The sequence below is a fragment of the Roseitalea porphyridii genome, assembly GCF_004331955.1.
Classification (GTDB): Bacteria; Pseudomonadota; Alphaproteobacteria; order Rhizobiales; family Rhizobiaceae; genus Roseitalea; species Roseitalea porphyridii.
On record NZ_CP036532.1, the window covers coordinates 1,358,370 to 1,373,083 of the forward strand.

The following is a 14,714-nucleotide window of genomic DNA, read 5'->3' on the forward strand; positions in this document are numbered from 1 at the left end:
CGGTCGGAAGTCCGCTGCTAGCCTAGCGCCCATCGCCCGGCCACCGCAAAGGTCCATTGCGATTATTTCTTCCAGCGGGCCGCATCCGCCGCATCGCTCTGCTTCGCGCCGACCCAGCCGCCGGTCGCGCCGTCGGCCATGTGCTCGCGTTTCCAGAACGGGGCACGGTCCTTCAGAAAGTCCATCATGAAATCGGCTGCTTCGAACGCGCCCCGCCGGTGCGCCGATGCGGCGACGACCAGAACGATCGGCTCGCCCGGGCGGATCGTCCCGTGGCGGTGGATGACGGTCAGCGCCACGAGCGGCCAGCGCGCGCAGGCCTGCGCGGCGATGCGGCCGATCTCGGCCTCGGCCATGCCCGGATAATGCTCCAGTTCGAGCGCGGCCAGCCGTCCGCCCTCGTCGCGACAAAGGCCGGTGAAGGTGACGAGCGCGCCGATGTCGGTCCGGCCCGCGGTGATCGTCGCGCTTTCGGCCGCCGCGTCGAACGGGTCGGCCTGCACGCGGATCGTCGGCTGGACGGACACCGGCTCAGCCGCCGGTCATCGGCGGGAAGAAGGCGATCTCGCGAGCGGTGCCGATCGGCTCTGAGGGTTCGACATGTTCCTGGTTCACCGCCATGCGGATTGCATGGGCATCGTCGAACGCCATGGCGTAATTGTCGCCGCGCGCCTTCAGCCACGCGATGATTTCGGCGCCGGTGGTCGCGTCGTCGGGGATTTCGAGTATCTCGTCGGGCACGCCGACGCGCTCGCGCACCCAGGCGAAATAGACGAACTTGACCTTCTGGCCCATCTTAGCCTCCCGTGACGTGACGCATGCCCGAGCGGAAATAGTCCCACCCGGTATAGAGCGTGATCAGCGCCGAGACCCAGAGCAGCACGATGCCCGTCTCGGAGATATAGGGGATGATCTTGTCGCCGGCCGGTCCGGCCAGCAGGAAGCCGATCGCCACGAGCTGCATGGTGGTCTTCCATTTGGCGAGTTGGCTGACCGGCACCGAGACCTTGACCGCCGCCAGATATTCGCGAAGCCCCGACACGAGGATCTCCCGGCACAGGATGATGATCGCCGCCCACAGGCTCCATCCGGCGATCGAACCTTCCGCCGCCAGCAGCAGCAGCGCGACGGAGACCAGCAGCTTGTCGGCGATCGGGTCGAGCATCTTGCCGATCGCCGAGCCCTGTTCCCACTTCCGCGCCAGATAGCCGTCCAGGTAGTCCGTGATCGAGGCGACGACGAAGATCGCAAGCGCCGACCAGCGGGCGAAATCGCTCGCTGTCAGCCGCCCCTCGATGAAGAAGCACAGCACCATCAGCGGCACCGCCACGATGCGACCGTAGGTCAGAAGGTTCGGAACCGAAAAGGTATGGTCTTTGGAACGATCGGCCATCGTGTCGCATGCGCCCTTCAGGTCTAATCACCACCGACGCGATGGCGCGTCAAGCGCGCCCTGGTCGGACGCCTCAGGGGCTTTCATGGAAATGGGCGTAAATCTGGGCGGCGATGGCGTCGGAGATGCCTTCCACCCTGGCGATGTCTTCCGCCGAGGCGCGCGCGACGGCCTTTGCGGTGCCGAAATGGTGCAGCAGCGCCCTTTTCCGCGACGGCCCGATGCCCGCGATCTCGTCGAGCGGGTTCCTGACCATTTCCTTCTTGCGCCGCGCGCGGTGTGAGCCGATCGCGAACCGGTGCGCCTCGTCGCGCAACCTTTGCACGAAGTACAGCACCGGATCGCGCGGCGGCAGCGTGAAGTCCTTGCGCCCCGGAATGAAGAACCGCTCGCGGCCCGCATCCCGGTCCACGCCCTTGGCTACGCCGATCACGTCGATCTGGTCGGCGACGCCCATGTCGTCGAGGATCGCCTTGACCGCATTGAGCTGGCCCAGGCCGCCATCGATCAGCAACAGGTCCGGCCATGCCGGCAGGGCGGTATCGTCGGCCTCGCCATCATCGTCATTGTCGTCGCGCTCCGGCCCGTGCTCCTTGACGAGCCGCGCGAACCGGCGCTGCATGACCTCGGCCATCATCGCGAAATCGTCGCCCGGCGTGATGTCGGTCGAGCGGATATTGAACTTGCGATACTGGTTCTTGGCGAACCCCTCGGGTCCGGCGACGATCATCGCCCCGACCGCGTTGGTGCCCATGATGTGGGAGTTGTCGAACACTTCGATCCGGCGCGGCACGCGTTCGAGGCCGAACGTTTCGGCCAGTCCCTTCATCAGACGCGCCTGCGAGGAGGTCTCGGCCAGCCGCCGGCCGAGCGCTTCCTTCGCGTTGGCCATGGCGTGTCCGACCAGTTCCCGTTTCTCGCCTCGCCGCGGCACGTTCAGCGCCACCTTGCGGCCGGCCCGGAGCGCCAGCGCTTCGGAAAGAAGCTCGGCCTCCTCGATGGCGTGCGACAGGAGGATCAGGCGCGGGCAGGGCTTGTCGTCGTAGAACTGGCTGAGAAATGCGCCGAGCACTTCGCCCGGTTCCATGGTCGCGTCGGCCTTCGGAAAATAGGCGCGGTTGCCCCAGTTCTGGCCGGTGCGGAAGAAGAACACCTGGATGCAGGTGACCCCGCCCTCCTGGTGGACGGCGAAGACGTCCGCTTCCTCGATGCCCTGCGGGTTGATGCCCTGATGGCTCTGGATCGCGGTCAGCGCGCCGATCCTGTCGCGATAGAGCGCTGCGCGCTCGAAATCGAGATTGTCGGCCGCCTCCTGCATGGTGGCGGCCATCTGCGCCTGCACCGCGCGGCTCTTGCCCGACAGAAAGGCTTTCGCCTCGTCGACGAGCTGGCCGTAATCGTCGATCGAAATCTCGCCCGTGCATGGCCCCGAGCAACGCTTGATCTGGTAAAGAAGGCACGGCCGCGTCCGGCTGTCATAGACGCTGTCCGTGCAGGTGCGCAGAAGAAAGGCGCGCTGCAGCGCGTTGATCGTCCGCCCGACCGCGCCGGCCGAGGCGAACGGGCCGAAATAGTCGGCCTTCTTCGACCGCGCCCCGCGATGCTTGAAAAGGCCCGGCGCGGCGTGATCGGCGGTCAGCATGATGTAGGGAAAGCTCTTGTCGTCGCGCAGCAGCACGTTGAAGCGCGGCCTGAGGCGCTTGATCAGGTTCGCCTCGAGCAGCAGCGCCTCGGTCTCCGAGCGCGTGGTCACGAACTCCATCGAGGCCGTCTGCGCGATCATCCGCGCGATGCGGTTGGTGTGCCCGCCAAGGCGCGCATAGCTGGTCACGCGGCTCTTCAGCGACTTTGCCTTGCCGACATAGAGGACATCGCCGGTGGCGTTGAACATGCGATAGACGCCCGGCCGGTTCGGCAGACGCCGCGCCACCGCGCTGATCAGGTCGGGTCCGGCGAGCGCGCTCTCCGTGTCGGTCTGCTGTTCCCAGACCAGATCACGCGCCAGCGCCTTGCCTGAAACCGCGTCGGCCGCCGCGATGGCGGAATCGCTGTCCTGCATCTGTTCCATGGCGTCTATGTGGGCCAGGTCCGTATCGTCATTCAAGTCGCCGCTTGGCATCAGGCCGCGACCTGTGTGACGCGAATAGCGCTGACTGCTGCGCCAGCGCCTATTCGGCGCCCGTCGCATCGGGCGTCTCCCAGGCCAGATGCTGGCCGCCGTCGAGCGCGATCATCTGGCCGGTGACCGAACGTGCGGCCCACAGATAGCGGATCGTCGCGCCGAATTCGGCAAGGTCCGGCCCGCGTTCGAGCAACAGGGCATCGGTCTGCGCGTTGAAGTCCGCGTCCGACTGGCGCGGGTTCTTCAAGGTCGGCCCGGGGCCGATCGCGTTGACGCGCACCGCCGGCGCCAGCGCCTGCGCCATCGTCCGCGTTGCCGTCCACAGCGTCGATTTCGACAGCGTGTAGGAGAAAAAGCGCGGCGTCAGCTTCCAAACGCGCTGGTCGATCATGTTGACGATCAGGGCTTGCCGACCTTCGGGCAGGGCGCCGGCAACGGCCTCGGCGATCAGGACCGGCGCGCGGACGTGGATCGCGAAATGCGTGTCCCATGTCGTCTCATCGAGCGCGCCGATCGCGTCATCCTCGAAGATCGAGGCGCTGTTGACCGCAAGGCGGACCGGAAGACCGAGCGCATCGGCCGCCTTCCCCACGAGAGTGCGCGAAGCATCCGCATCGGTCAGATCGGCGGTAACCGCCATCGCCCGGCCGCCGCCGGCCTCGATCTCGCCGGCCAGCGCCTCGGCCGCCTCGGCGGAATGGTTCGCGTGGATCGCCACCGCATGACCGTGCCGGGCCAGATCGGTGACGATCGCCTTGCCGATGCGCTTGGCGCCGCCCGTCACCAGCGCGGCGGGCTTGTCCGTGTCGTGAGAATAGTCTGCCAATGCGGGCTCCGTCGTCGGTCAGAAGACCATGACGACATAGGCCACATAGGCGGCGAGCATAGCCGCGCCGAGCGCTTTTCCGGTGGTGATCCGCGCAAAGCAGATGACCGCCAGCAGCAGCGAGGTGACCAGCATCACCCAGTTGTCGCGGATGATGATGTCCGGCGAGACCGGAACCGCGATCACCATGCCGGTGATGCCCATGATGGCGGCGAGGTTGAAGATGTTCGACCCGATGATGTTGCCGAGGGCCACATCGGCCTCCCGCCGCAGCGCGGCCGCAAGGGTCGTGGCCAGTTCGGGCAGCGAGGTGCCAATAGCCACGATCGTCAGCCCGATCGCCGCTTCCGACACGCCGAACGCGGTGGCGATGTTGGATGCGCCGGTCACGGTGAAATGGGCGGCGATCGGAAGGCCGATGATGCCGCCGATCATGTAGACCGCGATCAGCAGCGAATTGTGCGGCGCCTCGCCGATCTCCTCGTGATAGTCGCCGGGGACCTCGTCCTCGTCGGCCGCCGCGATCGCCTGCTGGGCGCGCCAGGCCTGTGCGGCGATGAACACCAGCAGTCCGCCGAACAGGCCCGCCGCCTCGAGCCGCGACAGCAGCCCGTCGCTGATCAGCCAGATGAACGCGACCGTGAAGACCAGCATCACCGCCACGTTGCGCGAAAGGCCGCGCTGGTTGGCGTGGATCGGCGAGAACAGCGCCGGCAGGCCCATTACAAGTAGCACGTTGGCGATGTTGGAGCCGACCACATTGCCCGTCGCGATGTCTGGAACCCCGGTCAGCGCCGACTGGAGCGCGACGAACAGTTCGGGCGCCGATGTGCCGAAGGCGACGATCGTCAGCCCGATGATCAGCGCCGGGATGCCGACATTTTCCGCAAGGCCCACCGCGCCCTTGACCAGATAGTCGCCGGCGAAGACGAGCAGCACCAGTCCGGCGACGAGCATGGCGATGTCGAACAGCATCATGGAGGATCACTGCGAGAGGGCGGGACGCACCGCCTATATACGTGCTCGCCGGCCAAATGAAACCGCGCCGGTGCGAAATTCGGCGGCGTCCGGGCGGGCCAATGTTGCCTTATCGCAACACTCGGCAGGCGCCACATTTGCGTCACCGAAACTCCCAATTTGCGATGCGCCATTGCCGCAATTGCCCACCAAATCTCCGATGGCGCTTGGGGGCAACCTTCATGGCAGCTTCGCGTTGCGTGGGGGACCAAGGAGAGTTTCGGAGTTTACACATGACCAACACTATGAAGCTTCTGGCGGCCGCATCGATCGCCGCCCTGACCGCGACGGGCGCAGCCCATGCGGCCGACGCCATCGACGTTCCGCCCGAGCCGCCGGTGTCCGCGCCGACGACGTTCGCGCCGGCGCCGACTTGGTCCGGCTTCTATGCCGGTGCCTTCGGCGGCTACAATTTCGGCACGTTCAACTCGTCGATCGGTGACATCGATGGCGATGGCATCGCCGGTGGCGGCTTCGCCGGCATCAACTTCCAGAACGGCGCCTTCGTCTACGGTGCGGAAGCCGATCTGGGCTATTCGGGTGCCGAAGGCTCGCTGGGCGGCGCCACCGCCGAGCAGGGCACGTTCGGTTCGCTGCGCGCACGCCTCGGTTACGCCTTCGATCCGTTCATGATCTACGGTACCGCCGGCGCCGCGGCCACGCAGGCCGAGGTGACCGCCGGTGGCGTGTCCGACCAGAACACGCACCTTGGTTGGACGGTCGGTGCAGGCGCCGAAGCGCTTCTCACCGAGAACGTCTTCGGCCGTCTCGAATACCGTTACACCGACTACGAGGACAAGAACTTCAACCTCGGTGGTGGCACGGTCGTTTCGTCCGGATTCCAGGAGAATTCGGTTCGCGCCGGTATCGGCGTCAAGTTCTGATCCGTCCGGATATCATGACGAATGGGGCCGCGTCCGAAAGGGCGCGGCCCTTTTTCATGCCTGCGGCTTGAGCGCTTCATAATCGGCGAACGATTCGCCGAAGCGCTTGAGGAACCGGCGCAGGCGCGGCCGGCCGCGCCGCCAGTTCAAATCGCCGAACCGCAAGTCCGCATAGCCGAGCGCGGCCGCGAGGGCGAAATGGCCGCCATGCAGCTTGCCGCGCAGCGCCGGCACCTCGTTTTCCAGCCAGTCGAACGCCCGCTCCGCCTTGCGCGCCTGATAGTCGAGCCAAGGCGTATGCACTTTTTCCTCGGGCCGCATGCGTCGTTCGTAGACCTGCGCGAGCAGCGCGTCGCACAGCCCGTCGGCCGCCGCCTCGAGCCTTTCGGCCTGTCGCCGCTTGTCCTTGTTGCGCGGATTAAGGGCGTTGCCGCTCATCCGGTCCAGTTCGCCCATGATCGCCCGGCTGTCGAAAAGCGCGGTGCCGTCATCGAGCAGGAGCGTCGGGATCTTGCCGAGCGGATTGGCGCGGATCAGCTTTTCGGGTTCCTCGCTCGTCGCGACCGTCTCGGCTTCAAGCGGCAGGCCCAGATGGCGGGCCGCCATGCGCACCTTGGCGCTGTAGGGCGAAGCGGGGGAATAGAGCAGTTTCGGCATGGCTGATCCTCTCAATCATCGGGCGGCACGACCACGGCCTCCAGCGTGCAGGCGCGCCGGTCGACCTCGGGGCACGAGACGAACTCGCGAAGATCGCGGGACATGCAGATGCGCACGTCGCGCAGGAACCGCCGGTCGCAGATCACGGCAACCGCATCGGCGGGCAGTTCGGGATTGGCGGCAAGAAAGTCCCGCTCGACCTCGGCGGGCCGTATGCTCGCCGTTTCCGCGCGGTCCTTGAACGCGCCGGGCAACGCGATCCGCTCGTAGGCGGCGCGGGTGACCGCGAAATAGTCGGCCTGATCGAGCCCGGTGCAGGTGCCGTGCTTCTTCCATTGATGGCGGACAAGGCCAACGGAAGGCATGATGTCGCCGAGCGCGGCAGCCTGTTCGCGCGGCACCGACAGCGGCTCGTCCGTCTCGCAATATTCCGGCCAGCCGCGCTCGAATTGCGGCCAGAGGCCATGCGCGACGAAGCCGAAATCCGTGCCCGGTCCGCATTGCTGCCGGTTGGCGCGCTCGCCTTCCGATGCGCAGTATCCCGGCGACCAGGACAGCGCCAGCACGTAGAAGTCGAACCCCGAGCCAAGCGGTACGCTGGCCGCATCCGCGCTGTCACCGGACGCTCCGGGCTCGGAGCAGGCCACCAGCGCCAAGAGCGCGGCGAGCGGGAGCAGACCGGATCGTCGCATCACGACGCGATCAGCGAAGCAGACGGCAGTCGGCGTTATAGACGTTCCAGCGGTCGAAGCCTTCCACGCAGAAGGAGGCCTTCGATCCGATCGAGGCGAATCCGGCGCCGCCCTCGATCAGGTACCACAGATCGCGATGGCTGCCGTCGGTCAGCCAGGCGGTGGCCCCGCAATAGCGGCGCGGGATCGGCCGCGCCAGTTCGGCGTTCTGCGGCAGATAGCGGTGCTGATGGATCGCGGTGATGTCCGCGATGCCGAGGTCGGGCTGGTGCAACTGGTTCTCGGCCTTGTGCGCGAAGCCGCGCACGATCTGCTTGAGCATGGCCGGATCGGTGCATTGCGGGCTTTCGCGCAACGGGAAATAGGCGTCGCCGGCGTGCGGACGCGTGAAGGCGTCGGCGGCGAGGGCAGCGCCCGCGCTGGCGATGGCGATGAGGGCGGCGGCGATGATCGGGGCAGGGCGCATGTCTGTCTCGTCCGGCGTTCGGGCCATGACTGCATATCAACCCCGGCTGCGAACGCCAAGCGCCGATGGGCTCGGCAGGAGAAGCTACGGGGTCTCCGCTATCAGGGCGCGCAGCGCCTCGGGATAGAGCTGGTGCTCTTCGGCAAGCACACGCGCGCCGAGCGTGTCGGACGTGTCGCCGGCAAGAACCGGCACACGCGCCTGTGCGATCACCGGTCCCTCGTCCATGCCGGCGGTGACATGATGGACCGAACAGCCATGCTCGGCATCGCCGGCCTCCCGCGCCCGCCGGTGCGTGTCGAGCCCTCTGTGCCGCGGCAGCAGCGAAGGATGGATGTTGATGATCCGTCCCTGCCACGGCGCGATGAACTCGCCGCTCAACAAGCGCATGAAACCGGCAAGACAGACGAACTCGGTTCGCCATGCGACCAGTTGCCGGTGGATTGCCGCTTCGTGCTCCCGCTTGGAGGCGAAGTCGCCCCGGGGCAGCGCGGCGGTTGCGATGCCACGCCGGGCGGCCGCCTGAAGGCCGGGGGCGTCTTCGACATCGGAAAGAACGCCGGCGATCATCGCCGGATAGTCCGGCGCGGCGCAAGCATCGGCGAGCGCTTCCATGTTCGAGCCGCGCCCCGAGATCAGCACCGCCACCCGGCGTTTGCCGGCGGTCAAAGGCTCAGGGCTCCGCGATAAGTCACTGGCGCGTCGGCCCTTGCGGCGAGTTCGCCGAGGATCGCGACCGTCTCGCCTTCGGACCGCAACCGGTCGGTGACGGCGTCGACCCGGTCCGCCGCGACGATCGCCACCATGCCGATGCCGCAATTGAACGTGCGCACCATCTCGCCAGGCGCGACGCCGCCCTCTTTCGCCAGCCAGCCGAACACGCCCGGCACGTCGATCGTGCCCAGATCGATCTGCGCGGCCAGATGATCGGGCAGCACGCGCGGCAGGTTCTCGGTCAGCCCGCCGCCGGTGATGTGCGCCAGACCCCTGATGGCGCCGGTGTCGCGAATCGCTGCCAGCAGCGGGCGCACATAGATCCGCGTCGGTTCGAGCAGCGCCGCGCCAAGCGTCCTTCCCGCATCGAACGGCGCCGGCGCGTCGAGGCCGATCCCGGCGCCGTCGATGATGCGGCGCACGAGCGAGAAGCCATTCGAATGAAGTCCGGACGAGGCCAGCCCGAGCAGCACGTCGCCCGGCTCCATTGCCTCGAGCCGCGGCAGCAGCGTGCCGCGTTCGGCCGCGCCGACCGCAAAGCCCGCAAGGTCGTAGTCGCCGCCCGCATACATGCCCGGCATCTCGGCCGTTTCGCCGCCGATCAGCGCGCAGCCGGCACGCCGGCACCCTTCGGCGATGCCCGTGACCACCGATGCGGCCTGATCGACATCGAGCGCGCCGGTCGCCAGATAGTCGAGGAAGAACAGTGGCTCAGCACCCTGCACGACCAGATCGTTCACGCACATGGCGACCAGATCGATGCCGACCGTGTCGTGAATGCCCGTCTCGATGGCGACCTTGAGCTTGGTGCCGACGCCGTCATTTGCGGCCACCAGCACCGGATCGGCGAAACCGGCCGCCTTCAGGTCGAACAGGCCGCCGAAGCCGCCGATCGCCCCGTCCGCGCCCGGACGCGCCGTGGACCTGACCGCCGGCTTGATCGCTTCGACGAGCGCGTTGCCGGCATCGATATCGACGCCGGCATCTGCATAGGTCAGCCCGTTCGGGCCGTGCTTGCTTCCTTGTGCGCCCATCGGGGGACCCGTGTCACATTGCCTTGCGGCCTCTTAGGCGATCGCGCCGCCACTGGCCAAGGCCTTGCGGTGCCCGGCCACAGATTTCCGCTTGCCCCGAACGTGGGCGGTTTCGCTTGGAACGGCGCACGCGACCCGCCATATAGGCGCGATGACACACGATCGCCCCGCTCCCATGGCGCCGTTCACCGTGCCCAACACGATCACGCTGGCGCGGATCGTCGCCGTGCCCGTGCTTGCCTGGCTGATGCTGGGCGGCCAGTGGCAGGCGGCCTTCTGGCTGTTCGTCATCGCCGGCATTTCCGATGCCGTCGACGGCATCCTGGCGCGCCTGTTCAATCAAAGCTCGGTTCTGGGGGCCTGGCTCGACCCCGTCGCCGACAAGGCGCTGCTGGTGACCGGGCTGGTCAGTCTGGCCGTGCTGTCGCTGGTGCCGGTCTGGCTGGTCGTGCTGGCGGTTCTGCGCGATGTGCTGATCCTTGCCGGTGTCGGCGTCGCGCTGCTGCTCGGCAAGGGGCTGACGATCCGGCCGATGATGGTCTCCAAGGCGACCACGTTCCTGCAGATCGCGCTGGTGGCCCTCGTGATGGGAGCGCACGCCTTCGACTTCGAGCCGGGCATTCTCAAGCCCGTGCTCGTCTGGGCCACCGCCGCCTTGACCTTGGCCTCTTTTGCCACCTATGGCGTGGTGTTCGTCCGGCACATGGGCCAAGGCGGGTATTCACGATGACCGAGCACATTTCCGCGCGGACCCTGCGGCGCCAGGCGATCTTCTGGCTTTGCACGCTTGGCGTGCTGATCCTTTTTCTCTTCGTGTTCCGGTCGATCCTGTTCCCGTTCCTGGCCGGACTGGCGCTCGCCTACTTCCTCGATCCGGTGGCCGACTTCTTCGAAAGGCGCGGCCTTTCGCGGCTCGCTGCGACCGTGGTCATCCTGGTGCTGTTCGTTCTGGTCTTCGCGATCGCGCTGCTGATCATCGTGCCGATCCTCGCCGGCCAGCTCGTCGAGTTCATCGACCGGCTTCCCGAATACATGGCGCGCATCCGGGAACTGGGGACGTCGCTCGCCGGCGACCTTGAATGGCTCGACCCCTACCTTGCCGGCGAACCGGGCGAACTGCGCGGCCGTATCGACGAACTGCTCGCCCAGAGCGCATCGGTGCTGACCGGGCTGGCGCAGGGCATCTGGACGTCGGGCATGGCGCTTCTCAACATCATCGGCTTGTTCGTCGTCACGCCGGTGGTCGCCTTCTACATGCTGCTCGACTGGGACCGCATGGTGGCACGGATCGACGCCAGCGTCCCGCGCGACCATGTCGAGACGGTTCGCGAGATCGCCCGGGAGATGGACGCCACGATCGCCGGCTTCATCCGGGGGCAGGGAACGGTCTGTCTGATCCTCGGCACGTTCTACGCGGTGGCGCTGTCGATCGCCGGGCTCAATTTCGGGCTCCTGATCGGCATGTTCGCGGGGCTGATCAGCTTCATCCCCTATGTCGGCTCGCTCGTCGGGCTGGTCCTGTCGGTCGGCGTGGCGCTGGTCCAGTTCTGGCCGGACTGGTTCATGGTCGTCATCATCGCCGCCATCTTCTTCGGCGGCCAGGCCTTCGAGGGCAACATCCTGCAGCCCAAGCTGGTCGGCGACAGCGTCGGCCTGCACCCGGTCTGGCTGATGTTCGCACTGTTCGCCTTCGGCTCGCTGTTCGGCTTCACCGGCATGCTCATCGCGGTTCCGGCGGCCGCCGCCGTCGGCGTCCTCGTGCGCTTCGCCATGCGCCGCTACCTGGACTCCGACCTCTATTTCGGGTCGTCCGAAAGGCCGGAGCAATAGCGCGGGGCCTTGCCTTGACCGACCGCGACCGACAGATGCCGCTCGATTTGCCGGCCAGCCCCTCGCTGAGCCGCGACGACCTGATCGTCACCGATGCCAACCGCGCCGTCGCGACCCTGATCGAGCGCTGGCCGGACTGGCAGGCGCCGGTCGCCGTGATCGTAGGCCCGCCCGGCAGCGGCAAGACCCATGTCGCAACGGTCTGGCGCGCGATCGCCGACGCGCACGCGCTGGCCGATCCGCTGGCGCCGGCCGCCGTCGACCTCGACGCCGCCCAGTCCGGCCGGCCGATCCTCGCCGACGGCCTGTCGCCCGAAAAGCTCGACGAGACGGCGCTCTTCCACCTCATCAACGCGGTGCGCGGCGCCGGCGGTACGATGCTGGCAACCGCGGCGACAAACCCGTCCGCATGGCCGCTGCGGACGGCCGACCTGCGCTCGCGCCTGCGTGCGTCGATGGTCGCCGAACTGGGCCAGCCGGACGACGCGCTGCTGCAGGCGGTTGCGGTCAAGCTGTTCGCCGACCGGCAGGTCAGCGTTGACCCCGCCGTGGTCGCCTACCTGCTGCCACGCCTTGAGCGTTCGCTCCCCGCCCTTGCGGCGATCGTTGACCGGCTCGACCGGGCGGCCCTTGCCCGGAAAACGTCGATCACGCGGCCGCTTGCGGCCGAAATCCTGCGCGCCATCGAGGACGAGCAGTCGCGACTTGCCTTTTGAGGCGGCCCCTTAAGCATGCCGGCCATCGCCGCTCGCCCTGTCACCAAAACGTGGTAATTGTGACATAAACCCCCGCTGAATCGGAACTCGGACGGCTTGGCCATGGAAAAGACGGACATTCAGGACGTCGCGCGCAACTACGACAATGAGGGCGAGGTCCACGGCGCTCCCACATCGCCGGTGGCGCTGATCGCCCAGGACGATCCGACGCGGTTCATCAACCGTGAATTCTCCTGGTTGCAGTTCAACTGGCGGGTTCTGGAGGAGGCGCGCAACGAGCGCCAGCCGCTGCTCGAGCGCATGCGGTTCCTGTCGATCTCCGCCGCCAATCTGGACGAATTCTTCATGGTGCGCGTCGCCGGTCTTGCCGGGCAGGTGCGCGAGGGCGTCGCCGAGCGCTCGGTCGACGGCCGCACGCCCGAGGAGCAACTCGACATGGTGCTCGAGGAGATCGGCAAGCTGCAGACCGAGCAGCAGGTCGTTCTGACCGAATTGCGCGAGGACCTCGCCGCGCAGGGCATCGAGATCGTCCGCGCCGAAAACCTCTCGGACGCCGATCGCGAATGGCTCGAGGACGAGTTCCTGCAGACCATCTTCCCCGTGCTGACACCGTTGTCGATCGATCCGGCGCACCCGTTCCCGTTCATTCCGAACCTTGGCTTTTCGATCGCGCTGCAACTGGTCAACCGCACCACGCGCAAGGTGATGAACGCGCTTTTGCGCCTGCCGCCCGCCCTGTCGCGCTTCGTCGCGCTGCCGACCGAGGCGCCGTCCTACCGGTTCATCTCGCTCGAGGACATTGTCGGGCTTTACATCGCCCGTCTCTATCCGGGCTACGAGATCCGCGGGCAGGGCACCTTCCGCATCATCCGCGACAGCGATCTGGAGGTCGAGGAAGAGGCCGAGGATCTGGTCCGCTTCTTCGAGAGCGCGCTCAAGCGCCGCCGGCGCGGCCAGGTGATCCGCATTGAGTTCGACCACGAGATGCCGCGCACGCTGCGCGAATTCGTCGCCCACGAACTCGGCGTTCCGGACACGCGCGTGTCGGTCCAGCCCGGCATCCTCGCCCTCAACACGGTCTCGGAGATCGTCAAGGTGCCGCGCGACGATCTGCTCTATCAGCCCTACACGGCGCGCTTTCCCGAGCGCATCCGCGAGCACAGCGGCGACTGCCTTGCCGCGATCGGCCAGAAGGACATCATCGTCCACCACCCTTACGAGAGTTTCGATGTCGTCGTGCAGTTCCTGCGCCAGGCCGCCATCGATCCCGACGTCATCGCCATCAAGCAGACGCTCTACCGGACCTCGAACGACAGTCCGATCGTGCGCGCGCTGATGGACGCCGCCGAAGCCGGCAAGTCGGTCACCGCGCTGGTCGAACTGAAGGCCCGCTTCGACGAGGAGGCCAACATCCGCTGGGCGCGCGACCTCGAACGCGCCGGCGTGCAGGTGGTGTTCGGCTTCGTCGAGCTGAAGACCCACGCCAAGATGTCGCTCGTCGTGCGCCGCGAGGAGAACGGGCTGCGTTCCTACGTGCATCTGGGCACCGGCAACTACCACCCGATCACCGCGAAGATCTACACGGACCTATCCTATTTCACGGTCGACCCGGTCATCGCCCACGACGTCGCCCAGGTGTTCAACTTCATCACCTCCTATGCGGACCCGCCCGACGACATGAAGCTCGCCGTATCGCCGATGCACATGCGCGACCGGCTGCTCGGGCTCATCCACGCCGAGATGGACCATGCAAGGGCCGGCCGGCCGGCGGCGATCTGGATGAAGATGAACTCGCTCGTCGACGGCCACGTCATCGACGCGCTCTACGAGGCGAGCGCCGCCGGCGTCGAGATCGACCTGGTGGTGCGCGGCATCTGCTGCCTGCGCTCCCAGGTGCCCGGCCTGTCCGAGAACATCCGCGTCAAGTCGATCGTCGGCCGCTTCCTCGAACATTCGCGCATCTACTGTTTCGGCAACGGCCACGGCCTGCCGTCCGAGGAGGCCATTGTCTATATCGGCTCGGCCGATCTGATGCCGCGCAACCTCGACCGCCGCGTCGAAACGCTGGTGCCGCTCGAGAACGAGACCGTCCACGAACAGGTTCTCAGCCAGATCATGCTGGCCAATCTGCTCGACAACCAGCAGAGCTATGAACTGCTCGAGGATGGCCGTTCGCGGCGCATAGAGCCCGGCGAGGACGAGGAATCGTTTGACGCGCAGACCTATTTCATGACCAATCCCAGCCTGTCGGGCCGTGGAAAGTCGTTGAAATCGTCTGCGCCGCGATTGATCGCGCATCGCAAACGGGAGCACAACAAGGCCCGATAGGAATTGCGTTTCGCCGAGCGCGGGAGCTTTGGTCA

At 66.8% G+C, this 14,714-nt stretch carries 16 protein-coding genes; 5 read left to right on the forward strand and 11 right to left on the reverse strand.

The genetic code is table 11. The features are described 5' to 3' along the window. Nucleotides 1-62: 62 nt before the first annotated feature. From E0E05_RS06625 to E0E05_RS06650, 6 genes are all read right to left on the reverse strand, one after another. Nucleotides 63-527 carry a molybdenum cofactor biosynthesis protein MoaE gene (locus tag E0E05_RS06625; protein ID WP_131616004.1) on the reverse strand — a complete coding sequence of 155 codons (465 nt, stop codon included), beginning with the start codon at nt 525-527 and terminating at the stop codon, nt 63-65. Nucleotides 528-531: 4 nt separating this feature from the next. Further along, on the reverse strand, nt 532-795 hold the full coding sequence (gene moaD, locus E0E05_RS06630; protein ID WP_131616005.1) for a molybdopterin converting factor subunit 1: 264 nt from the start codon (nt 793-795) through the stop codon (nt 532-534). A gap of 1 nt (nt 796) precedes the next feature. Next, the gene (pgsA, locus tag E0E05_RS06635; protein ID WP_131616006.1) at nt 797-1,393 is read right to left on the reverse strand and encodes a CDP-diacylglycerol--glycerol-3-phosphate 3-phosphatidyltransferase; all 597 of its coding nucleotides are present in this window, start codon (nt 1,391-1,393) and stop codon (nt 797-799) included. 73 nt (nt 1,394-1,466) lie between these two features. After that, entirely contained in the window at nt 1,467-3,512 is a 2,046-nt protein-coding gene (uvrC, locus tag E0E05_RS06640) for an excinuclease ABC subunit UvrC (RefSeq protein ID WP_131616007.1), read from the reverse strand. 49 nt (nt 3,513-3,561) lie between these two features. After that, nucleotides 3,562-4,341, reverse strand: a complete 780-nt coding sequence (locus E0E05_RS06645; RefSeq protein ID WP_131616008.1) for an SDR family oxidoreductase — start codon at nt 4,339-4,341, stop codon at nt 3,562-3,564. Nucleotides 4,342-4,359: 18 nt separating this feature from the next. Then, entirely contained in the window at nt 4,360-5,319 is a 960-nt protein-coding gene (locus E0E05_RS06650; RefSeq protein WP_244597984.1) for a calcium/sodium antiporter, read from the reverse strand. Between the two features lie 272 nt (nt 5,320-5,591). On the opposite strand from E0E05_RS06650, the gene E0E05_RS06655 reads away from it, so the two are divergent. After that, nucleotides 5,592-6,242 carry an outer membrane protein gene (locus E0E05_RS06655; RefSeq protein ID WP_244597986.1) on the forward strand — a complete coding sequence of 217 codons (651 nt, stop codon included), beginning with the start codon at nt 5,592-5,594 and terminating at the stop codon, nt 6,240-6,242. A 54-nt stretch (nt 6,243-6,296) separates the two neighbouring features. On the opposite strand, the gene E0E05_RS06660 is transcribed toward E0E05_RS06655, so the two are convergent. The 5 genes from E0E05_RS06660 to purM all read right to left on the reverse strand — a co-directional run bounded on the left by E0E05_RS06660 (nt 6,297) and on the right by purM (nt 9,805). Next, a complete protein-coding gene (locus E0E05_RS06660) occupies nt 6,297-6,899 on the reverse strand; it encodes a glutathione S-transferase (RefSeq protein ID WP_131616009.1) in 603 nt (200 codons plus the stop codon). A gap of 11 nt (nt 6,900-6,910) precedes the next feature. After that, entirely contained in the window at nt 6,911-7,591 is a 681-nt protein-coding gene (locus E0E05_RS06665; protein ID WP_244598055.1) for a ribonuclease T2 family protein, read from the reverse strand. A 10-nt stretch (nt 7,592-7,601) separates the two neighbouring features. Next, nucleotides 7,602-8,057, reverse strand: a complete 456-nt coding sequence (locus tag E0E05_RS17480) for a hypothetical protein (RefSeq protein WP_192900450.1) — start codon at nt 8,055-8,057, stop codon at nt 7,602-7,604. An 84-nt stretch (nt 8,058-8,141) separates the two neighbouring features. Beyond that, nucleotides 8,142-8,726, reverse strand: coding sequence for a phosphoribosylglycinamide formyltransferase (gene purN / locus E0E05_RS06675; RefSeq protein WP_131616011.1), 585 nt, complete (start codon nt 8,724-8,726; stop codon nt 8,142-8,144). Then, entirely contained in the window at nt 8,723-9,805 is a 1,083-nt protein-coding gene (gene purM, locus E0E05_RS06680) for a phosphoribosylformylglycinamidine cyclo-ligase (RefSeq protein ID WP_131616012.1), read from the reverse strand. The genes purN and purM overlap by 4 nt, the downstream gene beginning before the upstream one ends. A 175-nt stretch (nt 9,806-9,980) precedes the next feature. Between purM and E0E05_RS06685 the strand changes: the two genes are divergently transcribed. From E0E05_RS06685 to E0E05_RS06700, 4 genes are all read left to right on the forward strand, one after another. After that, nucleotides 9,981-10,535 (forward strand): CDP-alcohol phosphatidyltransferase family protein, encoded by a 555-nt coding sequence (locus E0E05_RS06685; protein ID WP_131616013.1) that lies wholly within the window; start codon nt 9,981-9,983, stop codon nt 10,533-10,535. Beyond that, nucleotides 10,532-11,635, forward strand: coding sequence for an AI-2E family transporter (locus E0E05_RS06690; protein ID WP_131616014.1), 1,104 nt, complete (start codon nt 10,532-10,534; stop codon nt 11,633-11,635). The genes E0E05_RS06685 and E0E05_RS06690 overlap by 4 nt, the downstream gene beginning before the upstream one ends. A 35-nt stretch (nt 11,636-11,670) precedes the next feature. Further along, nucleotides 11,671-12,351 carry an HdaA/DnaA family protein gene (locus E0E05_RS06695; protein WP_131617929.1) on the forward strand — a complete coding sequence of 227 codons (681 nt, stop codon included), beginning with the start codon at nt 11,671-11,673 and terminating at the stop codon, nt 12,349-12,351. Between the two features lie 102 nt (nt 12,352-12,453). Then, a complete protein-coding gene (locus E0E05_RS06700; RefSeq protein ID WP_131616015.1) occupies nt 12,454-14,679 on the forward strand; it encodes an RNA degradosome polyphosphate kinase in 2,226 nt (741 codons plus the stop codon). Nucleotides 14,680-14,714: the final 35 nt, after the last annotated feature.